This window comes from Microbacterium marmarense (assembly GCF_037204165.1).
Taxonomy (GTDB): Bacteria; Actinomycetota; Actinomycetes; order Actinomycetales; family Microbacteriaceae; genus Microbacterium; species Microbacterium marmarense.
The window spans coordinates 1,356,934-1,378,625 of record NZ_JBBDGL010000001.1 but is presented as its reverse complement, the minus strand read 5'-3'; the positions used below and the strand labels follow the sequence as shown (position 1 = coordinate 1,378,625).

Here is a 21,692-nt window from a genome sequence, read left to right as displayed (position 1 = left end):
ACATTCGATAGCACCACAAGGGCTAGTAGTTACATCAGTGTCATTTTCCACCGCTCTCCCCATGTACAACACAGGTTTTCCACCGATTCATCCACAGGCGCGCTGGGAGTCTGGTGTGTGAAAAAACCCAGAATCACGCCACAGTTGGGCAAGACGAATCGATCTGTCCACAGGGCCGAAGAGTTGGCGATCCTCAGACAGGCAATCTGCCTGTGGAGAACGTTTTGGGCGTGTCGCGGCGCGTCGTCAGATCGGCTCGTGGCGCAGCACGCTCACTGTGCCGCCGTGGCGCTAACGTAGACGGGTGTCGCGCTACGGGGAACTGCTGAAAACGCCTGGCGTAGGCCGCATCATGGCCGCCCAACTGACGGCTCGGTTTCCCAACGGCATGACCAGCCTCGCGGTCCTGCTGCATATCGAGCAAGTGACCGGCTCGTACGGTGCAGCGGGGCTCGTACTGGCGGCGACGTCGGTGGGTCAGGCAGTTGCCGGACCAGTAACGAGCCGCTGGATGGGCGTCTGGGGCATGAGACGGGTGCTGACGGTGACGACCGTCATCTGCGCCGCCGCGATCGCTGCCATCGCGCTGCTGCCCATGGTGGTCGCCGGCTACATGGTGGTCGGCTTGATCGCTGGGCTCTCCACTCCCCCGGTGCAGTCGGCCGTGCGCACCATCTACCCCAAGATGGTGACCTCGAAGCAGCTGACTCCGCTCTTCTCTTTGGATGCTTCGCTGCAAGAGCTGATCTGGGTGCTTGCGCCGGTGGTCATCACCGTCGTGGCCACGCAGGTCGGCACTGTGCAAGCGCTCCTCCTCGTCGTCGCCATCTTGATCGGCGGGTGCGCGTGGTTCATCCTCTCGCCAGAAGTTGGGCGCGTGCGCATACCCCGAAGTCGCCGTCGACTCGGCAGAGTGCTCATGAAACCGCCCGTCATGCTCGCCACGGTGGTGGGTTTTCTGCTGATCGGTGCGTGCGCCGCAGTGGAAGCGGGCGTGGTGGCCACGTTCGGCCACGACGGCATCGAAGCTGGCATCGTGCTGGCTCTGTTCGCCGTCGGCAGTCTGGCGGGCGGGCTGAGCTTTGGGCACCTTCCGATCGGTCCCTGGGCGATGGCGCGACGATTCGCAATCGTCACGATCGGAATGACCCTGGCGATGTTCTCGCTCGATGTGTGGTGGATGAGCGGCACGCTGATCATCGCCGGCGCCGGAATCGCCCCCGCGTTTGCCGTGCTCTTTGCCATGACCTCGGTGAGCGTCAAGTTCAGCGAGACCGCCGAGGCGTACGGCTGGATCGGCACCGGCCAGCTGATCGGCGCCGCAGCGGGCTCTGCTGTTGCAGGTTTTCTCATCGACGGCGTGGGCCCAGAGGGCGCCATCGCAGCGGCTGCCGGCTTCGCCGCCCTCGGCACGATCGTCGCCATCGTGTTCGTACGTGGCTTTCCCGACCTGCGCGGGCGCGATTCCACCCCAATACCCGACACCGAACCGGTGCAGACGATCACCTGAGAGTGATCCCCCGCGAGCATGGCTTCTATGCTGGATTCGTGCCCGCTCCCATCGTTCTTCCTCGCCTGTCATGGGGGGCTGCGCGCAGCCCCCGCCACGCGCTGCTGATTCACGGTCTCGGCTCAACTGGCGCCCTGATGTGGCGCTTTGGCACCGCACTGGCCGAAGCGGGGTGGCACGCCCAAGCGGTCGACCTTCGAGGTCATGGCAGCGCGCCGAGAGCGTTGGACTACTCCATCGCTGCCTACGCCGCGGATCTTGCCGAAACTTGGCCTGAGCGCGAGGACTCCTGGGATCTGGTAATCGGCCATTCGCTCGGCGGATCTGCAGCCACGGTGGTCGCAGCATCCGACCCGTCGTGGACGAAACAGCTTGTGCTCATCGACCCGGCTATTCACCTCTCGCCCGAAGACAGACAGACCGTGCGCAACAGTCAAGAGCGCTCATTCGCTGACCCCTCACGCGAGGCCGTGCGTGCTGAGCACCCGCACTGGCACGAGCATGATGTCGAGTTGAAGGCGCAGTCGGCGCAGCAAGTGAGTCGGTGGGCGGTGGAGCAGACCAGCGTGCAGAATTCGCCGTGGGATGTTCGGGATGCTGCCGCGCAGCTGACAACTCCCACTCACGTGATCGGCTCAGACCCCAAGGTCTACTCGATTTTCACCGGCGATCTCGCCGCCGAAGTGCTCGCCGCGAATCCGCGTATCGGCATGTCGGTCGTGCCCAACGCCGGCCATTCGCCGCATCGCGACAACCCGGAAGCCACAATCGCGGCCCTGCACCTGGCACTTGGCGAGCGCTGACACGCGCGACGGCGTCTGCGTTCGCGCAAGTTTCCGCGCCGCCCGAGCCCCGGGAGGGCACAATGAGAAGGGTGAGCTCCGAATCTTTCGATCTGTCCGTATACCTGCCAGATGAGCTGCTCGAGCGCATGCGTCAACGGGCGGTCATCCACGATCGCGAGAACACCTTTCCCGAAGATGACCTCGCTGAGCTCAAAGCCGCCGGGTATCTTTCCCTGCTCTGCCCCACCGCACTCGGTGGCGCCGGGCTGAGCCTTGCCCAGGTCTCGCGACTTCAGCAACGACTCGCGGGCGCCGCGCCGGCGACCGCGCTCGCAATCAATATGCACCTGGTGTGGACGGGCGTGGCGAAAGTGCTGGCAGATCGCGGCATCAACACCCTGCAGTTCGTGCACGAAGGCGCCGTGGCCGGCGAGGTGTTCGGCTTCGGAATCAGCGAGGCAGGAAACGATCTGGTTCTGTTCGGCAGCAATACCGACGCCGCCCCGCACGCAGACGGTTCGTATTCTTTCTCGGGCACCAAGATCTTCACCTCGCTGTCTCCGGTGTGGACGCAGCTAGGCGTGCATGGGCTCGATACCTCTTCGCCCGACGGGCCACAGATGGTCTACGCGTTCCTCCCCCGCGCTGAAGAAGCCGCAGGACGCTTGGTTGTGCGCGACGATTGGAACACCCTCGGCATGCGCGGCACGCAGTCGCGCACCACAGAGCTTCACGGCGCCGTTGCGCCCGCCGATCGGGTGGTGCGCCGAATCGCCCCCGGACCCAACCCCGACGCGATCGTGTTCGGGATCTTCAGCGTGTTCGAGCTGTTCTTGGCATCGGTCTACACCGGCATCGCCCGGCGGGCGATCGATGTCGCCGTGACCACCGCGGGGCAGCGTCAATCGAAAAAGACCGGCAAGTCATACAGCCAAGACCCCGACATTCGGTGGCGCATCGCCGAAATGGCGCTCACCTACGACGCATTGCCACCGCAGATCGACGCTCTCTGCAATGACGTCGACGCGGCGGCAGATCATGGCCCGAAGTGGTTCTCGATGCTGAGCGGGGTGAAGCACCGCGCGGTCACCGCGGCGAAGGCAATCGTCGACGATGCGGTGCTCGTGGCCGGCGGCTCATCGTATTTTGCAACAGCGGAGCTGAGCCGCCTTTATCGAGATGTGCTCGCTGGGCTCTTTCACCCGTCAGATCCTGAGTCTGCACATTCGACAGTGGCCGCCGCGTGGCTCGGCCCGCTGGAACAGTAGCCCCGAATCACTTCTTAGCGAGTGCGTCCCAGTCGATTTCGATGCATTGCGGATCAGACACAGACACCCGCGCGGGCAGAACCGCCCCCACTTTGGGCCAGAAGTGTCGCGAGGTGACTACCTCGGTTGTGACGCGAGTCGCGGGAACACCCTCGGCCGAGGCAACCACGTCTAACTCGCAGGCTTGGTAGCGCGCGCGCCCGACCGGCTCTGACACCGAGACGACCAGCACGCTGCCCTTCACTGCGTCGGCCAGCGGATCGCGCACCAGCTTCTCGAGTTGGTGCGCCATCTCGTCGAACTCATCCATCTTTCGAGCCTAGCCCGGCGAACGCGACCGCTGCGCGTGCGAAGATGACGCAATGGCACGGACACCAACAGAACTCTTGAGCCCTGCCGACCAGCAGCGTCGGCGCTCCCTTTCGCGCATGAAGGCTGTCGCGCTGGGTGCACTGCTGTTCATGGCGCTCGTGTTCGTGTTCTCGTTCGCGTTCGAGCAAGATGTGCCAGCGCTGGCCTACGTTCGAGCGGCAGCCGAGGGCGGAATGGTGGGCGCACTCGCCGACTGGTTCGCGGTCACGGCACTGTTTCGGCATCCGCTCGGCATCCCGATTCCTCACACCGCGATCATCCCCAATCGAAAAGATGAGATCGGCCAGACGCTCGGCGACTTCGTCGAAACAGAGTTTCTGCGCGGCGATGTGGTGCGAGAGAAGCTCGAAAAAAGTGCGATCGCGGCCCGACTGGGCGAATGGCTCGCCGTTCCCGATCATGCCGGGCGCATCGCCGCCGAGGGGTCTGTGATGGCCTCCAGTGTGTTGCAGGCCCTGAGCGACGACGATGTGCAGGGCATCATCGAAGACCTCGCGCGCGAGCACCTCATCGATCCGGAATGGGGACCGCCGCTGGGCGATTGGCTGAGCAGAATTGTCACGGCAGATGCCCACCGAAGCGCCGTCGATCTTGGCTTCGACACCATCGCGACGTGGCTGGAGGCCAACCACACCTCGTTTACGGGCCTGTTCTCGCGTCGCCTTCCGGGCTGGGTGCCCTCACTTGCCCACCGATTCGTCGACGATGCCGTCTACAACGAGGCGATCAAATTCGTCGCGGCCGTGCAAGCTGATCCGCACCACCCGGCTCGGGTTGCCATCGATGGCTATCTCGCGCGACTCGCCGACAATCTGCAGCACGACCCGGCGACGATCGGTCGGCTCGAAGATGCCAAGGTTTCAGTCTTCGACAGCCCGCGCGTGCGCCAGCTTGCTGGCGAAGCCTGGAACACCGCTAAGACGGGCCTGCTCGCCTCGCTGGCAGACCCCAAGAGCGCCCTTCGTCAGCGTGCGGCAGCGGCGCTGAGCGAGATCGGCGAACGATTGACGACAGATGCTGCGCTGCAGCGTCGGGTCGATGTGTGGGTGATCGACGCGGCTGTCTTTTTGGTGGATCGCTATCGCCATGACATCGCCTCGATCATCACCGACACCGTGGAGCGGTGGGACGCAGAAGAGACCACCGAGAAGATCGAGCTGATGGTTGGGCGCGACCTGCAATACATCCGCCTGAACGGCACGATCGTGGGCGCGCTTGCGGGACTCGCCATCTACACGATCGCTCACGCCTTTTTCCGCTGACACATAAGAAAATCACCCGTGCACTCGGTGTGAATGGCGAGTAGCCTGGGCGCGTGGCCGCCGACCATCTTCTCTTCAGCTACGGGACGCTCTCGCATCCCGAGATTCAGCTTGACACTTTCGGCCGTCTGCTCAGGGGTGAGCCTGACGCCCTACCGGGCTACACGATGGACTACGCGCGAATCGACGACCATCGACTTGTCGACCTTTCAGGTCACTCGATTCACGCGGTGGTGCGGCCGACGGGCAACACTCTCGACAAGGTCGTCGGCAAAGCACTGCGACTCACCGAAGACGAGGTGGATGCCTGCGACGAATACGAAGTCGCGCTGTTTCGCCGCATTCAGGTGCGGCTGGCGAGCGGTCGCGAGGCGTGGGCCTACGTCGCGTCGTGACAGCAGAGCACAGCACCACACACCGGAACGGCAGCGTCGACAGCGTGACTCTTTCGCACGATGAACTCTGGCCGCGGGCGGGTAAGTGGGATCGCTTCGATGACGCCCCCGGCCCGTGGGACGCCGCGCTGTTGGGCGCTCCCGCGTTTCGAACGTCGCTTTCGCCGACGGGTGCACACGCCACGCCGGCGGCGGTGCGTGACGCACTGCGGCGCTACAGTGCGACTCTCATGGGCAACCGGCCGGTTGATCTGAACGACGTGCTGCGGATCACCGATGCCGGTGATGTGAGCTCGCCCGACGGTCCCGACGGCGAAGCTTCGCTTCGCGACCGGGTGCGAGAGCTTCGACGCAGCGCGGAACTGATCATCGCGCTCGGCGGCGACAACTCGATCACCTACGCGGTGGCCCAGGGCGCACAGGCGCAAGGGCTGATCACCCTTGATGCTCACTTCGATCTGCGCGACGGCGTGTCGAACGGTTCCCCCGTGCGGCGGCTCGTCGAAGACGGCCTCGACCCGCACCGCATCGCGCAGATCGGCATTGCCGACTTCGCCAACTCTGCCGCCTACGCGCGCCGCGCGGCCGACCTCGGCATCACAGTCATCACCCTCGACGAAGTGCGTCGAGAAGGCATCGACGCTGCGGTGGCGAAGGCGCTGGAGGTCGCAGGCGGCCGTGGCAGCATCCATCTCGATATCGACGTGGATGTGTGCGACCGCTCTGTTGCGCCGGGGTGCCCAGCATCGGTGCCCGGCGGGCTTGCCGCGTGGGAACTGCGCACGGCTGTGCGCGCGATCGCAAGCGATGCGCGCGTCGTCAGCGCCGACATCGTCGAAGTGGATGCGACGGCAGACACCCCAGACGCGCGCACGGTGCGGCTCGCCGCGCTATGTGTGCTCGAATTGCTCGCAGGAAAGGCAGCTCAAAAATGATCCAGCTCGCGCTCGTACGCCATGCCAAATCGGACTGGGGCAGCCCAGAACTCGATGACCACGACCGTCCGCTCAACGATCGTGGCCGCACTGATGCTCCTCGCATGGCGTCAAATTTCGCGCGGGAGCGCTTCACGCCCGATGTGATCCTGTCGAGCACGGCACTTCGAGCGCGGACGACTGCCGGTTTCTTCGCCGAGGAGCTGGGCATGAGCGTTGAGCTGCAAGAGCAGCTCTACGGCGCACCTGCCGCGCTGCTGCTCTCGGCCGCTGCAGACAGCGGCCACCGCTCCGTGATGGTCGTCGCACATGATCCGGGAATGAGCGAGCTCGCCGGCCAGCTGTCGGGAGAGCGCATTCAAGCCATGCCCACCTGCGCGGTCGCCACGTTCGCGTGGAATGAAGACGACTGGAGCGCGGTCGACGCCCTCGAGCCCGCGCATTGGTCGTTCAACACGCCGCGATAGCACTCGCGCAACACTCAGCGCTAACGCTCGCGCTGCACCCCGCCATAACGCTCGCGCTGCACCGCCGCGCCGCCGCACCCTGCCGGCGCACCGCACCGCACCCTGCCGCCGCACCCTGCCGCCGCACCCTGCCGGCGCACCGCACCGCACCGCACCGCGGCTAGAGCGCGATGCCACCTCGCCACACTCGCGACACCAGCGGTACGCCAGGGCGATAAGCCAGGTGCACTCGGGTGGGCGCGGCCAGAAGGACGATGTCTGCCCGCGCGCCCGGCGAGAGGTGCCCCACGTCGTCGCGCCGCAGTGCTCGGGCACCGCCCGCGGTCGCGGCCCATACCGCTTCCGCCGGCGTCATGCCCATCTCGCGCACGGCGAGCGCGATCATGAGCGGCATCGAACTTGTGAAACTCGAACCCGGGTTGCAGTCGCTCGCCAGGGCCACTGTGACGCCCGCGTCGATCAGTCGTCGCGCATCGGGGTAAGGCTGTCGCGTGGAGAATTCCACACCGGGAAGCAAGGTGGCCACCGTGTCGCTGCCGGCGAGAGCGGCGACATCGGCGTCAGAGAGATAGGTGCAGTGATCGACGGATGCTGCCGCGACCGATACCGCCAGTGAGACGCCGTCGCCGTGCCCCAGCTGATTGCCATGAACGCGCGCAAGCAGACCTTCGGCGATGCCTGCCTCGAGGATGCGCCGAGACTCATCGAGACTGAACGCGCCGCGCTCGCAGAACACATCAACCCAGCGCGAATGCGGGGCACACGCGCGCAACATCTCGCCGGTGACCAGATCAACATACTGTTCGCGTCGGTCGGCGTACTCCGCTGGCACGACGTGTGCGCCGAGAAATGTCACCTCGGGTGTGACCTCGGCGGCGATTCGTGCCATGCGCTCTTCGTCGGCAACCGTGAGGCCGTAGCCGGTCTTGATCTCGAACGTCGTCGTGCCCTGTGCATGCAATTCCGCCACCAGGGTCGCCAGCCGGGCGCGCAGTTCGTCATCGCTGGCCGCTCGCGTAGCCCCGACCGTGCGACGGATTCCGCCCGCGGCATACGGCGTGCCGGTCATGCGTGCTTCAAACTCGTCGGCGCGATCGCCGCCGAACACGAGGTGGGTGTGGCTGTCGACGAATCCGGGGATGACCGCACGCCCGGCAGCATCCACCACGTCTTCAGCTTCGGGAGCTTCAGCGGCAGCACCGATCCACGCGATGTCAGCGTCGTCGATGAGCACGGCAGCGTCGCTCAGGGTGCCACAGGCATCACTCGGCGTCGCGACGTTGGTTGTCAGCTCACCGATATTGGTGATCAGCGTGGTGGTCATCAGAGCATCGGCACGTTCAGCCCGCGTTCGCGCGCGACTTCGCACGCACGCTCGTAGCCGGCGTCAACGTGCCGCATGACTCCGGTGCCGGGGTCGTTCGTCAGCACCCGCTCGATCTTCTCGGCGGCGAGCGCTGTACCATCAGCGACCGTGACCTGCCCCGCGTGAATCGAGCGGCCGATGCCGACTCCCCCGCCGTGGTGAATTGACACCCAACTCGCACCGCTGGAGGTGTTGAGCAACGCGTTGAGCAACGGCCAGTCGGCGATGGCGTCTGAGCCGTCGGCCATCGCCTCGGTCTCGCGGTAGGGGCTCGCCACGGATCCAGCATCCAGGTGATCACGACCGATCACAATAGGCCCAGTCAGTTCGCCCGAAGCGACCATCTCGTTGAACTTCAGCCCCGCGAGGTGACGCTCTTTGTAGCCGAGCCAGCAGATGCGTGCGGGCAGACCTTCGAAGTGAACGGTGTCGGCTGCTTTTTCAAGCCACCGCACGAGTCCCGCGTTGTCGGGGAACAGCGCTTTGACCGCTTCGTCGGTCTTGCGGATGTCTTCGGGGTCGCCTGACAGGGCTACCCAGCGGAAGGGCCCCCGCCCCTCAGCGAACTGCGGCCGAATGTAGGCGGGCACGAAGCCAGGAAATGCGAACGCACGGTCGAAGCCGCCCAGCTGCGCTTCGGCACGAATCGAGTTGCCGTAGTCGAATACCTCGGCGCCCGCGTCTTGAAACCCCACCATCGCCGCGACGTGAGCGGCCATCGACTCACGAGCGTGACGAGTGAACCCCTCGGGGTCACGCTCGGCCTCGGCGTGCCACTGTTCGCGACTGATGCCCGCAGGCAGGTACGCGAGTGGGTCGTGAGCACTGGTCTGGTCGGTGACGACGTCGATCGGCACGCGACGACTCAGCAACTCGGGGAAGACCTCGGCAGCGTTGCCGACGACTCCGACAGAGAGCGCCTCGCCGGCATCTTTGGCGGCGAGGACGAGGGTGACCGCCTCATCGAGGTCGGCGGTGTAGCGGTCAAGGTAACCGTGGTCGACGCGTCGCTTCAGTCGTGACTCGTCGACGTCGACGATCAGCACCGCGCCGCCGTTGAGCGTGACGGCGAGTGGCTGCGCGCCGCCCATGCCGCCACAGCCCGCGGTGAGGGTGAGCGTCGAGGTGAGGTCTTCGCGTCCGAGCGCGCGAGCGACGGCGGCAAAGGTCTCGTAGGTTCCCTGCAGAATGCCTTGCGTGCCGATGTAGATCCACGACCCGGCGGTCATCTGGCCATACATCGTGAGGCCAAGCTCTTCGAGCTTGCGAAATTCGGGCCAGGTTGCCCAATCGCCCACGAGGTTCGAGTTGGCGATGAGCACTCGCGGGGCCCACTCGTGCGTGCGAAAGACCCCCACGGGCTTGCCCGACTGCACGAGCAGCGTCTCGTCGGGCTCCAACTCATCGAGGGTGCGCACGATCGCGTCGTACGCCTGCCAGCTTCGGGCTGCCTTGCCAGTGCCGCCGTAGACGACGAGCTCTTCTGGGTGCTCGGCGACCTCGGGATCGAGGTTGTTCATCAGCATGCGCTTGGCCGCCTCGGCGCCCCAGCTCTTGGCGGTGCGCTCCGAGCCACGGGCGGCGCGGATCGTGCGGGAGTCGGTGTTCATCGGTTCTCCTTGGAGTGAGCGGAAAGCGCGCCGTAGGCGACATCAGCGACAGCGCCCGAGAGAACAAGCCCGGCAACGGCTTCCATCTCTGGACTCAGAAAGCGGTCGGGGCCTGGGCCCGCGGCGACGGTGCGCACGAGATCACGCACGGCGCCGGTCGCCGGGCTGGGCTGCAGTGGCGAGCGCAGGTCGATCGCTCGCGCTGCGGTGAGCACCTCGACCGCGAGCACGCGTGACAGCCCGTCGATGCCACGGCGAAGCTTGCGCGCGGCGGCCCATCCCATCGATACGTGGTCTTCTTGCATCGCTGATGACGGGATCGAGTCCACCGAGGCGGGAGCCGCGAGGCGCTTGAGCTCCGAGACGATTCCGGCCGCGGCATATTGCGCGATCATGAGGCCCGAGTCGACTCCGACCTCGTGCGCGAGAAACGGCGGCAGACCGTGGCTGCGGGTGGGATCGAGCGCGCGATCGGTGCGCCGCTCTGAGATCGAGGCAACATCGGCCACCGCAATCGCAAGAAAGTCGAGCACGTATGCGACCGGCGCGCCGTGGAAGTTTCCGTTCGACTCAACGCGGCCGTCCGCGGTGATCACGGGGTTGTCAACCGCCGAGGCGAGTTCACGCGACGCAACCATCTCAGCGTGATCGGCGGTGTCGCGGGCGGCACCGTGCACCTGCGGCGAACACCGCAGCGAGTAGGCGTCTTGCACCCTGGTGCACGTGCCAGGGTCGCGGTGCGACGCCACAATGCCCGAGTCTGCCAGCAGGTCTCGCAGGTGAGAAGCCGACACCGATTGGCCGTACTGCGGGCGAAGCGCCTGCAGGTCTGCCGCGAACACCGCGTCGGTGCCCAGCTGGCTCTCGACAGACATCGCGGCAGCGACATCAGCTGTATCGAGCAGCACGCGCAGGTCGTGCAGGGCGAGCAGCAGCATCCCGAGCATTCCATCGGTGCCGTTGATCAGCGCGAGTCCCTCTTTTTCGCGGAGCACCAGCGGGGCGATTCCCGCCGCGGCAAGGGCAATGGATGCTGATACTTGCGCGCCGCTCGCGTCGCGCACCGGCCCCTCACCGAGTGCGGCAAGAGCGACATGTGACAGCGGCGCGAGGTCGCCCGAGCAGCCAAGCGAACCGTACTCGCGCACGATCGGTGTGACGCCAGCGTTGAGCATGGCGGCGTAGGTCTCAACGACCACGGGGCGCACTCCGGTGTGGCCGGTAGCGAGAGTTTGCAGGCGGAGCAGCTGGAGTGCCCGCACGACCTCTCGCTCTACCTCCTCACCGGTGCCAGCGGCATGCGAGCGAATCAGACTGGCCTGCAGCTGATGCCGGCGCTCGGGCGCGATGAAGGTGGTAGCCAGTGCGCCGAAGCCCGTAGAGATGCCGTAATGCGGCGCGGGGTCATCGGCCAGTTGCTCGACGAGCGTGCGACTGCTCGACACCCGAGCCATTGCGGCAGCGTCAAGGTCGACCTTCGCACCGTGGCGGGCCACCGCGACCACATCTTCGGCGCGCAGCGGCGACGCGCCTACAAGAACGAGATCGGTGTTGGCGGTCATAGCTCGATTCCACACCGGCGGGGTCGTGTTTTTCGGTGCCTCGTGGCATTCTGTGTCTGGGATGCCAGACAACACCGCTCACGTGCAAGTACCCGCCGCAGACCAGACGCTGCGGATACTCGGCATGCTCGCGAGGCAACGCGGTCCGGTCGCTGCCAGCATGATCGCCACGCAGCTCGAGATTGCGCGCTCCAGCGTCTATCACCTGCTCGCCACGCTAGAGGAGCACGGGTTCGTGGTTCATATTGCCTCCGAGCGGCGATGGGGTCTCGGCACGGCAGCGTTCGAGCTCGCCGGTGGCTACACACGCCAACAGCCACTGGCTCGGCTCGGCAGAACGCTCGTCGCTGCCCTCGCTGACCGCACGGGCGAGAGCGCTCACCTCGCGGTGATGACGGGACGGGATGTGCTCTACATCGTCGAAGAACGCGCCCCCCGAAGGCCAGCGCTCATCACCGATGTCGGAGTGCGCCTGCCCGCCCATCTGACGGCCACCGGTCGTGCCATGCTGGCAGCGTTGCCGCGCGAGCAAGTGCGGGCACTGTATCCCGACACCGCATCGTTCGCCGATCGCACCGGGCGGGGGCCGCGAACACCCCGCGAGCTTCGGGAACTGCTGCGCGCAACGCGTCGACAGGGCTACGCCACCGAAGACGGCGAAGTCACCCTCGGGCTACGTTCAATGGGGGTCGCTGTGTCCGACCACACCGCGTGGCCGATCGCGGCGATCGCCGTCACCTACCCAGACGACACCACGAAAGACACCACCGAGCTGGCGAGCATCATCGGCGCCTCGGCCGACGAGCTGAGTCGGCGCATTCGGTGAGGCTCAGGCGACGGTGGCGACGGTTCCACCGGTGAGAGCGACAAGCTCGTCGAACGTCAGGGGAAACAGTGTGTGCGGCGTGCCACCTGCCGCCCAGATCTGCGCGTGGTGAGCGAGATCTTCATCGACGATCGTCGTCAGCTGCGTGGGATGCCCGGTCGGCGCGACGCCGCCGATTGCTTGCCCCGTGGCATCCCTCACCTGCGCGGCGCTTGCCCGCTCGATCGACGTGCGCCCCAGCCTCTCAGCGAGCGCGACGGTGTCGACGCGGTGCGCACCGCTGGTCATCACCAGCAACGGCTCGCCGTCTGAGAAGAAGACGAGGCTGTTGGCGATGGCGCCCACGTCGATGTTGAGTGCTGCCGCCGCGGCTGCGGCCGTCGCCGCGGCGTCGGGAAGCATCACAATCTGACCGGTGATACCCGCGTCGGTGAGTCGATCGGCCACGATTTTGCTGCGTGCGGGAAGCTCGGCGGTCATGGCATCCAGCCTATTGGCGCTGGTGAACGAGGGTGACTCAGCACAGCCTCTCCTTGCTGGCGTGCACTGCCGCAGTGCGCGAAGCTGAGGGGGTGCGACAGCTCATGCGCGCTCTCACCCGCTATCCCGTCATCACGATGACGGCCATCGTCGCGGTCGTCGTGCTCGCTCTCGGCATCGCCGGACTGGCAGAGACGAGTCGCTGGTTCGCCACGATCTACGTTTCGCTGATCATCGTATGGACGCTCGTGGGCATGGTTCGCGACGTGCTGCGCGGCCACTTCGGCCTCGACGTGTTGGCCGTGATCGCGATGATCGCCACATTGGCCGTCGGCGAATACGTGGCATCGCTGATCATCGTGCTGATGCTGTCGGGCGGTGAAGCGCTCGAAGACTACGCCGCGCGCCGTGCGAAGAAAGAGCTGACCTCGCTGCTTGATCGGGCACCTCAGATCGCGCATATCGTCGACAGTGGAGGCGCCGTTGGTTCCGATGCAATCACCGATGTCGCCGCTGACGACGTGCAGGTGGGCGATGTGCTGCTGGTGCGGCCGTCAGAAGTGGTGCCAGCCGACGCCGTGCTGGTGACCGATTCAGCATCTTTCGACGAATCATCTTTGACCGGTGAAAGCATGCCGGTGACGCACATCGCCGGAGAAGAAGTGCTCTCGGGAGCCCTCAATGGATCGCAGGCTGTGCGTGTTCGCGCCATCCGCCGCAGCGCAGATAGCCAGTATCAGCAGATCGTCGCGCTCGTGCAGGAAGCGCAAGAATCTCGTGCCCCGGTCGTGCGTCTTGCCGACCGCTTCGCTATACCGTTCACCGCGGTGTCTCTGATCATCGCGGGCGCCGCATGGGCGATCTCGGGCGACGCGTCACGCTTCGCGGAGGTCTTGGTTCTCGCCACTCCGTGCCCCTTGCTCATCGCTGCCCCGGTTGCCTTCTTGGGAGGACTCTCTCGGGCTGCCAAAGCCGGCATCATCATCAAAAGCGGCGCGGTGATCGAACAGCTCGCGGGAGTGCGCTCGGCCGCGTTCGACAAAACCGGCACGTTGACCCAGGGGCGGCCGGCACTCGTCGCGGTGCACACGACCGACGAGTTCGACGACGATCATGTGCTGCAACTGGCTGCGTCTGCCGAGCAGTACTCGAGTCACGTGCTCGCAGAAGGCATCCGCAACGCCGCGAGCGCACGAGGACTCGCGCTGTCGACAGCTGCGAGCGCCAACGAGGTCGCGACGAACGGGGTGTCTGCGCTGATTGGCTCACGCACCGTGGTCGTCGGCAAACTGGCGTACATCACATCACTGGCGCCCGACACGCACACGGTTGATCTTGCCCCCGGCCAGGCGGCAGCCTATGTCGCAGTCGATGGCCGCTTCGCCGGTGCGCTCGTTCTTGCCGACGACCCGAGGCCCGAATCGCGCGCGGTGATCAGCTGGCTGCGTGGGCACGGGATCGAACGCGTCGCGATGCTCACCGGCGACGCTCGATCGACCGCCGATGCGGTGGCGCGTGAAGTCGGCATCACCGAGGTGCGCGCCGACCTGCTGCCAGGCGAGAAGGTGCGGTTGGCAACTCAGATGCAACCGCGGCCAGTGCTGATGGTGGGCGACGGGGTGAACGACGCTCCCGTGCTCGCCGCCGCAGATGTCGGCATTGCGATGGGTGCGAAGGGAGCGACCGCTGCGGGGGATGCAGCAGACGCGGTGATCCTCAAAGACTCGCTGGTGAAAGTCGCCGATGCCGTCGCGATCGGATCGCACACGCTGCGCGTTGCGTTCACTGCAATCTGGATTGGCATCGCCATCAGCATCGCGCTCATGCTCGTCGCGACGACCGGTGTCATTCCCGCTGTCGTCGGCGCCCTGGTGCAAGAGCTCGTCGATCTGGCCACCATTCTCTATGCGCTGCGCGCGCTCAGCGGTCCGACCAGCGGGCTGGACGAGCCTGCCCACAGCGATAGAGCACCCACTGCGTTGACGGCACGTCGCTAAGGCCCGCTGCTCTCGGTGTCAGCGCACATTCTGCAATGACGGCGCAGCGAGTTGTTCGGGAACTGTCGATGGTTGAGCGGTCTGTCGGTCCTGGCTCGTGGGTCGGGCATCCGATGGGCGCACGCTCATTTTGCCGCCGAAGACGAAACGGCGCTGCACGTGATAGCTGGTGATGAACAGCACCGTCTCGGTCATGATCTTCGCCGCGATCAGACTCATGCCCAGGTCGGTGAGTGCGCTCATCCACACGATGTTCGACGCGAGCAACGCGATCGCCAGAATCGCGTAGCGCACCGCGTGTCTTCCCGCCTGACGGCGCCCGCGCTGCGCGAAGACGAAGCGGCGGTTCACCCAGAAGTTCGCGCTCGCACTGAGCACTCGCGCCCCGACGATCGATACCGCGAGCCAGCTGCCAAGCCACGGCGACAGCACTGCGGCAAAGATCAGCAGCGCGACGGTATCAAGCGCGAATGCGATCAGCGACGAGCCAGCAAACAACAGCATCGGCAGAGTGACGCGCAGCGAATCGGCAATCGGCCGAAAATGGCTCGACTCGTTCTGCTCGAGGTACACCGTCTCGATGGCGATCTCGCGGGCGCGGTAGCCCGCCCCGCGGAGGCGCAGCAGCATCTCGGTCTCATATTCGAACCGGTCGCCGGGCACTTCGAGAAGCCACGGCAGCATGTCGCTGGGCAAGCCGCGAAGGCCGGTCTGCGTGTCGGATGCTGACCAGCCCGCCGCCACCCGGAACAGTCCGCGCGATACGTCGTTGCCCACGCGGCTGCGCAGCGGCACGTCGCCGACAAAGTCACGGCAGCCGAGCAGCAGGACGCTCTTGCCTGCGGCTCGGTCGGCACGCAGCTCGTCTGCGACGCGCAGGATGTCGGCAACCGTGTGCTGGCCGTCAGCGTCGGCGGTGATCACATCGTGGCCGGGCCACTGTTCGAGCACATCTCGAATGCCCGTCTTCATGGCCGCGCCCTTGCCCCGATTGTGCGAGTACTGCACCACGTGAGCACCGGCGCGGCGCACTTCGTCGAACACTGCGGCGAACGCCGCGCCGCTGCCGTCATCGACGACGAGCACGTCGAGCGTGACGTCGCTTTCGCGCAATCGCCGGGTGAGTGGCGCGAGGTGAGCACCGGGCTCGAACGCGGGAATGAGAACGATCATTGTCGTGCCGTCACTTTCTCAGTACGCGACATAGAGAATGTCGCTGGTCGCTCGTTCGCCGTCGTTTGAGGGCTGATTGATCACTTCGGAGTTGAAGTACATGGTTGAAGACCCGCCACCGTCGAGGTTGTAGGCGGTTTCTGCGCCGAGTTCAGTCATGATCTCGGCGAGCTCTGTGAGGGTTGCGCCGCGGCTGTAACCGGGGTCGCGTCCGTCGACGACGACGAACACATAGTGGTTGTCGTCAATCACGCCCACGGCAGTGCGCGGCTGCTCTCCCTGAATCGAGTGGTTACCGACATTGGTGTCGATCTCAACGTTCTCGATGCCGTCCACGACCTCGCCGTCTTCGACGATTGCGGGCCCGAACGACAGTGTGTTCCAGACGCCCGCGTCGAGCAGCTCCTGCGCGGTCGTAGTCGTTTCGTCATACACCTCGACGCGTCCGTCGGTATAGAACGCCAACCCGTCACGCGCGCCCTCATCACGGTATGCAACGCCGTTGCGCACCACGATTCCGGTGTCACGAAAGCCGTAGTAGTCGCCGTTGATCGCCAGCACGGCGTCGTGGTCAGCGGCGATCTCGCTGGTGGTTTCGATGATGTTCTCACCGAACTGGTCTTTAGCGAAGGCGGAGCGCAGCTGTGTGGCATCAGATACGACCACGTCGGCGACGTAGTAGGTCAGAGTGTCATCGCCCGAACCGGTCACGACCGTCGAGACCGTGATCTCAGAGTCGCCGTCGGTGTATGAGGTGTCGGTGAGCACCGCGGTTTCGCTGTCGCTGAGATCGGCGATCGCTTCGGTGTCTACCGTCGAGTTCTCGGCTTCGTATTCCGAGACATCTGCGATCTCAACGTGTTCGATGAGAAAACGATCGGCTGCCCATGCGACGGTGCCGCCCACGCTGAGCACAACGACCAGGCCGCCAGCGATGAGTGCGTTGCGCAACCGCGTGCGTCGCGGCGCGCGGCGCGGGCGCCGTGTGCTGTGAACGGCATCGGTTGAAGTATCCATGCTTCATGGATACGCATCGGCCCTATGCCGCTTCTCGCAGCAGCTTGTGGATTCTCAGTGAGCGCTGCAGTTCAGCGCATTGCGGGCAGTCGAGATGCCACCTCATCGAGCACTGCTCGATCGCCCGCGTAGAGACCGTGCGCACGGGGCCAATGCGCGACGACGTCGGTGAACCCGCGCTCAGCGGCTCGACCCACGGCATCTTCGAAGGCGGCGACGCTCGAGAGGCTGTAGCGGGGGTCGGAATCGAGCAGCAGCGTGCGCTGAATGCTCTGCGGGTCTCTATCCGCAGCGAGACACGCGTCGTCAAGGCGACGCGACAGGTCGCCCACGTGTGTCCACCACGCGTCATCGTCTTCGATCGTGCCCGCGGTCGTGACCCAGCCGTCACCGGCGCGCGCGGCGAACGCCAGCGCCCTCGGTCCTTCTGCGGCGAGGTGCAGGGGCATGCGGGGCAGCTGTGCGGGCGCGCCCACCATGCGCGCATCGACCGCGGAGTACCAGGTGCCCTCGCGCGAGATGCCCGAAGCCGGTGATTCGCTCTGCTCAAATCGCAGCAACTGGTCGAGCAGTTCGGTGAACTCGATGAAACGCGCGAGCCGATCGCGCGGCGTCAACTCCGCGCCGCCCAACACCCGAGCGTCAAATCCCGTGCCTCCCGAGCCCAGGCCGAGCAGAACGCGTCCACCGGCGATCTGGTCGACGGTGGCAATGTCTTTGGCAAACGGCACCGGATGCCGATAGTTCGGCGATGCGACGAATGTGCCCAGCTTGATGCGCTCGGTCACCATGGCTGCCGCCGTCAACGTGGGAATAGTCGCGTGCCAGCGCTCGCTGGCAAGCCCGCGCCATGAGAGGTGGTCGTACGTCCAGGCGTGGTCGAAGCCGTATTCTTCAGCACTGCGCCACAGCGCCGCCGCGGCTGGCCAGTCCTCCTGCGGGAGGATGCAGATTCCGAATCGCATTCTCGGAGTCTAGAGCCCCCTTCGAGCACGCAACATCGCCACCTAGCCACGAGTGGCCGGCTGAGCCAAGCAACCGACTGAGCCAAACGACCGGCTGAGCCAAGTGGCGGGCGACTCGCTCGGGGCGTTCGGGGTCAGCCCGCGTGATGCCAGACGGCGTCGTCGACGTCAGGCTCTTCGACGGTGCGCCCGTGGAGCACCTGAAGCGCCATGCGCACCTCTTCGAGGCGTCCTTCGACGGCGAGTTCGCGAATGCGCACCGATGGCGAGTGCAGCAGCACCCCGGCGAAGTGACGCAGCGCTGATTCGACCTCTTCGCTTGCGCCACGTTTGCGAGCGCGAGCGATTTCGGTGTCTAACACGCCCAGAACCTCTTGGCGCAGCGCCGTGATGGCGGGCCCCGCCAGTCGGTCAGCGGTGAACTCGTTGGCGGCATCTCCGACGATGGCGCGGGCGTCGTCGTGAGCGCGGAACTGCTCGAGCGGGGCGTGCAGGCGAATGGTCTCAAGGTCGAGCAGGTCAACACCGTCGACCTGACCGACTTCGGGGTCGACGTTGCGAGGCAGACCGAGGTCGATGACCAGCACGCGCCTGCCGGGCACGAACGCGTTTGCGTGCACCACGGCGTCTGTCGTGCACGTGATCACGATGTCGGCGAGCGCCGCCGCCTCGGCGAAGTCTTCACGCGGGGCGAGCGCATAGCGTGCGGCGAAGGCAGACGCTCGTCCGCTCGGCGAGAACACACCGATGTTGATCGCACCGCGTGCGCGCACGGCGTCGACCGTCACCGCCGCGTATTTTCCGGTGCCGACGACCAGCACGTTCGCCTGCGACCAGTCCGCGACTCGCGTCGAGGCCATTTCGAGCGCAAGACGCACCAACGAGCGGTGCTTGCCGCGCAAGCCGATGCGGTTTCTCACCCCGCGGCTGGTGTGCGTGGCTTTCTGGAACAGGCTTTCGAGTTCGCCGCTCGTGGTGCCCTCTTCGCGCGCGGCGTCGAGCGCGCGGCGCACCTGGCCAGAGATCTCGTCTTCGCCGACGACGATGGATTCGAGCCCGCTGGTCACGGCGAACAGGTGTGCGACGGCATCTGAGCCGTGGTGAACCTCAAGCGAGGCACGAAGGTGGTCAACCGGAATGTCGCTAGCGGTCGCCATCGCGTCAACAACCGACTCGACCGCGACGACGTCGGCGCCGGTGAGAGGTTCTTCAATGTCGAGGTACGCCTCGAACCGGTTGCACGTGGCGAGCACGACCGCGCCCGCGACAAAAAGCTCGTCGTCGACGAGCGCGCGAGTAGCTTGGGGCGCCCCGATTGAGAGACGTTCCAAAATGTCTAGGCTCGCGTTGCGATGATTCGCGGTAAGACAAAGGAGCACAAGCATAATGTTAACCCCGTGTCTCTTCATTCTTCCCATCCCGCCGTAGTTCGTCGCAATACTCCCCCGCCGTTGATTCGAGCGTTCCGGGGTGAACGCCCCGAGGTGACTCCGGTGTGGTTCATGCGCCAAGCTGGCCGATCTCTTCCGGAGTATCGGGAGCTGCGTGTCGGCACCGACATGCTCGATGCCTGTCTGACGCCCGAGCTTGCGAGCGAGATCACCCTGCAGCCGGTGCGCCGTCACGGGGTAGACGCCGGCATCTTCTTCAGCGACATCGTCATTCCGGTGCGCTTGGCCGGCGTGGGAGTGCAGATCGTTCCTGGCCGCGGACCCGTACTCGAGCACGCTGTTCGCAGCGCAGCCGACGTTGCGAATCTTCCTCCGCTTGATCCCGCCGCTCTGGATCCGATTCGCGAGGCGGTAGCACTCACGGTGGCCCAGCTGGGTGACACTCCGCTGATCGGCTTCGCTGGCGCGCCGTACACTCTCGCGTCGTACCTCGTCGAGGGCGGCCCCTCGAAAGAACAGCTCATCACGCGCTCGATGATGCACTCCGATCCCGACTCCTGGGCGGCGCTGCTGACCTGGTGTGCTGAGATCACGGGGGCTTTCCTGGCCGCTCAGATTGAAGCGGGCGCTTCGGCGGGGCAGCTCTTCGACTCGTGGGCAGGTTCGCTGAGCGTCGCAGACTACACCGAGCGCGTCGCCCCGTATTCGTCACTCGCACTCGAACCGGTGCGCGCCCTCGACGTGCCTCTCGTGCACTTCGGCGTCGGCACCGGCCCATTGCTGCCCGCGATGCACGCCGTCGGCGTCGACGTGATGGGAGTCGACTGGCGCGTTCCTCTCGACGACGCCTCGCGGCGCCTGGGCGGCGAGGTGCCGCTGCAGGGAAACATCGATCCGGCCCTGCTCACCGCACCATGGTCGGTGCTTGAGCCTCACGTGCGCGATGTGCTCGATCGCGGCCGCGCCGCCCCCGCACATGTCGTGAACCTCGGCCACGGCGTGCCGCCCGACACCGACCCGACCGTACTGACGCGCATTGTGGAGTTCGTTCACTCGTATGAGTGAGTTCTCGGTCGTCGGCGGTGGCATTGCGGGTCTGGTCACCGCCCGCCGACTGGCAGCGTCGGGCGCGAGCGTCACGCTGTTCGAAGCATCGGCTCGACTCGGCGGCACCGTGGCCGCGCACAACGTGGGCGGCATTCGGCTCGACGCAGGCGCGGAGAGCTTTGCGGTGCGAGGGGGCGCGGTCAGCGCACTCGCTCACGAGCTCGGACTCGCCGACGACATCGTGTCGCCCCGCCCGGGCCCGGCATGGCTGCAACGCGCGAATGACACCGCCGTTCCGCTTCCCGCGACGAGCCTGCTGGGCGTTCCCGGCGACGTGCTCGCCGCCGATGTGGTCTCGATCATCGGGATGGATGCTGCCACCCGCGCCGCCGCGCTCGATGGCACGCCTACACCCGCGGTTGCCACTGATATGACGCTCGGTCGGCTCGTCCGCGAGCGGATGGGCGATGATGTGCTGGCGGGTCTGGTGGCACCGGTCGTGAGGGGCGTGCACTCGATCCACCCCGATGACCTCCCCATCGATCGCGCACACCCACGACTGCGCGCAGCGCTCGCCGAGACCAATTCACTGGCCGCGGCAGTCACTCAGCTGCGCGCCGCCGCCCCGCCCGGGTCAGCGGTCGCGGGAATCCGCGGTGGCATCACTCGTCTGGTCTCGTCGCTCACCGACGACCTCACCGCGCGCGGCGTGCAGATCATGCTCAACCATCCGGTGACCGACATCTCGGCGCTGCCCGGCAGAGTGATCGTCGCTGCGCCGGGCTTCTCGGCCGCCGGCGTTGCAACGACAGGTGCGGCGGGTCGAGAGATCACGCTGATCACACTCGTCGTCGATCAGCCCGAACTCGATGCCGCACCGCGGGGCAGCGGCCTGCTCGTCGCCGACGGTGCTGCCGTATCAGCGAGAGCACTCACGCACGCGACAGCGAAATGGGAGTGGTTGCGCGAAGCTGCGGCCGGGCGCCACGTGCTGCGGCTCTCGTTCGACACTCCGCCCGTCGACGGAGCCGACACCGCGCGCCGAGATGCGGAGTCGCTGCTGGGCATTGCGCTTCCCGAGATCATCGACTCTGCGGTTGTCACCTGGACCCGCCCCGCACCGGCGTCAGCACTCGCTGGCACGCCCGTGGTGGGCGAAACCGTCGCGGGTTCTGGGCTTGCCGGAATCATCGCGCATGCGGAGCGCACTGCGACCGAGATCATTCCCGCCCGCGGTTAGCCAGATGCTCAAATAGCGGCGAGG

The 21,692-nt window shown here is 65.9% G+C and carries 20 protein-coding genes; 11 read left to right on the top strand and 9 right to left on the bottom strand.

What is annotated here, in order from left to right; all coding sequences use genetic code 11:
* The first annotated feature begins 304 nt into the window (after window positions 1-304).
* From WDU96_RS06305 to WDU96_RS06295, 3 genes are all read left to right on the top strand, one after another.
* Complete coding sequence (locus tag WDU96_RS06305; protein ID WP_337337616.1) at window positions 305-1,510, top strand: MFS transporter; 1,206 nt, start codon at window positions 305-307, stop codon at window positions 1,508-1,510.
* Window positions 1,511-1,548: 38 nt separating this feature from the next.
* The gene (locus WDU96_RS06300) at window positions 1,549-2,313 is read left to right on the top strand and encodes an alpha/beta fold hydrolase (RefSeq protein ID WP_337337615.1); all 765 of its coding nucleotides are present in this window, start codon (window positions 1,549-1,551) and stop codon (window positions 2,311-2,313) included.
* Between the two features lie 62 nt (window positions 2,314-2,375).
* Window positions 2,376-3,563: an acyl-CoA dehydrogenase family protein gene (locus WDU96_RS06295; protein ID WP_337337614.1), complete on the top strand. Its 1,188-nt coding sequence runs from the start codon at window positions 2,376-2,378 to the stop codon at window positions 3,561-3,563.
* A gap of 7 nt (window positions 3,564-3,570) precedes the next feature.
* Here the strand turns inward: WDU96_RS06295 and WDU96_RS06290 are convergent, their stop codons facing one another.
* A complete protein-coding gene (locus WDU96_RS06290; RefSeq protein ID WP_337337613.1) occupies window positions 3,571-3,873 on the bottom strand; it encodes a hypothetical protein in 303 nt (100 codons plus the stop codon).
* Between the two features lie 52 nt (window positions 3,874-3,925).
* Between WDU96_RS06290 and WDU96_RS06285 the strand changes: the two genes are divergently transcribed.
* From WDU96_RS06285 to WDU96_RS06270, 4 genes are read left to right on the top strand one after another with little or no spacing between them, the layout of a single operon-like run.
* Window positions 3,926-5,197, top strand: a complete 1,272-nt coding sequence (locus WDU96_RS06285; protein ID WP_337337612.1) for a DUF445 domain-containing protein — start codon at window positions 3,926-3,928, stop codon at window positions 5,195-5,197.
* Window positions 5,198-5,250: 53 nt separating this feature from the next.
* Window positions 5,251-5,592, top strand: a complete 342-nt coding sequence (locus tag WDU96_RS06280; RefSeq protein WP_337337611.1) for a gamma-glutamylcyclotransferase family protein — start codon at window positions 5,251-5,253, stop codon at window positions 5,590-5,592.
* A 44-nt stretch (window positions 5,593-5,636) separates the two neighbouring features.
* The gene (locus WDU96_RS06275; RefSeq protein WP_337337610.1) at window positions 5,637-6,527 is read left to right on the top strand and encodes an agmatinase family protein; all 891 of its coding nucleotides are present in this window, start codon (window positions 5,637-5,639) and stop codon (window positions 6,525-6,527) included.
* Window positions 6,524-6,994, top strand: coding sequence for a SixA phosphatase family protein (locus WDU96_RS06270; protein ID WP_337337609.1), 471 nt, complete (start codon window positions 6,524-6,526; stop codon window positions 6,992-6,994). The genes WDU96_RS06275 and WDU96_RS06270 overlap by 4 nt, the downstream gene beginning before the upstream one ends.
* A gap of 160 nt (window positions 6,995-7,154) precedes the next feature.
* On the opposite strand, the gene hutI is transcribed toward WDU96_RS06270, so the two are convergent.
* From hutI to hutH, 3 genes are read right to left on the bottom strand one after another with little or no spacing between them, the layout of a single operon-like run.
* The gene (gene hutI, locus WDU96_RS06265) at window positions 7,155-8,318 is read right to left on the bottom strand and encodes an imidazolonepropionase (protein WP_337337608.1); all 1,164 of its coding nucleotides are present in this window, start codon (window positions 8,316-8,318) and stop codon (window positions 7,155-7,157) included.
* Window positions 8,318-9,970 (bottom strand): urocanate hydratase, encoded by a 1,653-nt coding sequence (hutU, locus tag WDU96_RS06260; protein ID WP_337337607.1) that lies wholly within the window; start codon window positions 9,968-9,970, stop codon window positions 8,318-8,320. Before hutU ends, hutI begins: the two co-directional genes overlap by 1 nt.
* A complete protein-coding gene (gene hutH / locus WDU96_RS06255) occupies window positions 9,967-11,532 on the bottom strand; it encodes a histidine ammonia-lyase (RefSeq protein WP_337337606.1) in 1,566 nt (521 codons plus the stop codon). Before hutH ends, hutU begins: the two co-directional genes overlap by 4 nt.
* Before the next feature lie 61 nt (window positions 11,533-11,593).
* Here hutH and WDU96_RS06250 point away from each other — a divergent pair, with 61 nt between their 5' ends.
* Window positions 11,594-12,358 (top strand): IclR family transcriptional regulator, encoded by a 765-nt coding sequence (locus tag WDU96_RS06250; protein ID WP_337337605.1) that lies wholly within the window; start codon window positions 11,594-11,596, stop codon window positions 12,356-12,358.
* 3 nt (window positions 12,359-12,361) lie between these two features.
* Here the strand turns inward: WDU96_RS06250 and WDU96_RS06245 are convergent, their stop codons facing one another.
* Window positions 12,362-12,838 carry a YbaK/EbsC family protein gene (locus WDU96_RS06245; RefSeq protein WP_337337604.1) on the bottom strand — a complete coding sequence of 159 codons (477 nt, stop codon included), beginning with the start codon at window positions 12,836-12,838 and terminating at the stop codon, window positions 12,362-12,364.
* Between the two features lie 104 nt (window positions 12,839-12,942).
* Here WDU96_RS06245 and WDU96_RS06240 point away from each other — a divergent pair, with 104 nt between their 5' ends.
* Window positions 12,943-14,835 carry a heavy metal translocating P-type ATPase gene (locus WDU96_RS06240; protein ID WP_420063940.1) on the top strand — a complete coding sequence of 631 codons (1,893 nt, stop codon included), beginning with the start codon at window positions 12,943-12,945 and terminating at the stop codon, window positions 14,833-14,835.
* An 18-nt stretch (window positions 14,836-14,853) separates the two neighbouring features.
* Here WDU96_RS06240 and WDU96_RS06235 read toward each other — a convergent pair whose 3' ends face one another.
* From WDU96_RS06235 to WDU96_RS06220, 4 genes are all read right to left on the bottom strand, one after another.
* A complete protein-coding gene (locus WDU96_RS06235) occupies window positions 14,854-16,008 on the bottom strand; it encodes a bifunctional glycosyltransferase family 2/GtrA family protein (protein ID WP_337337603.1) in 1,155 nt (384 codons plus the stop codon).
* A gap of 18 nt (window positions 16,009-16,026) precedes the next feature.
* Entirely contained in the window at window positions 16,027-17,025 is a 999-nt protein-coding gene (locus WDU96_RS06230; protein ID WP_337337602.1) for a phosphodiester glycosidase family protein, read from the bottom strand.
* 71 nt (window positions 17,026-17,096) lie between these two features.
* Entirely contained in the window at window positions 17,097-17,990 is an 894-nt protein-coding gene (locus tag WDU96_RS06225) for an LLM class flavin-dependent oxidoreductase (RefSeq protein ID WP_337337601.1), read from the bottom strand.
* A gap of 134 nt (window positions 17,991-18,124) precedes the next feature.
* Complete coding sequence (locus WDU96_RS06220; protein ID WP_337337600.1) at window positions 18,125-19,375, bottom strand: glutamyl-tRNA reductase; 1,251 nt, start codon at window positions 19,373-19,375, stop codon at window positions 18,125-18,127.
* Between the two features lie 12 nt (window positions 19,376-19,387).
* On the opposite strand from WDU96_RS06220, the gene hemE reads away from it, so the two are divergent.
* Both hemE and WDU96_RS06210 read left to right on the top strand, forming a co-directional pair.
* Entirely contained in the window at window positions 19,388-20,446 is a 1,059-nt protein-coding gene (gene hemE / locus WDU96_RS06215; protein ID WP_337337599.1) for a uroporphyrinogen decarboxylase, read from the top strand.
* The gene (locus tag WDU96_RS06210) at window positions 20,439-21,668 is read left to right on the top strand and encodes a protoporphyrinogen/coproporphyrinogen oxidase (RefSeq protein ID WP_337337598.1); all 1,230 of its coding nucleotides are present in this window, start codon (window positions 20,439-20,441) and stop codon (window positions 21,666-21,668) included. Before hemE ends, WDU96_RS06210 begins: the two co-directional genes overlap by 8 nt.
* The last annotated feature ends 24 nt before the right edge of the window (window positions 21,669-21,692 follow it).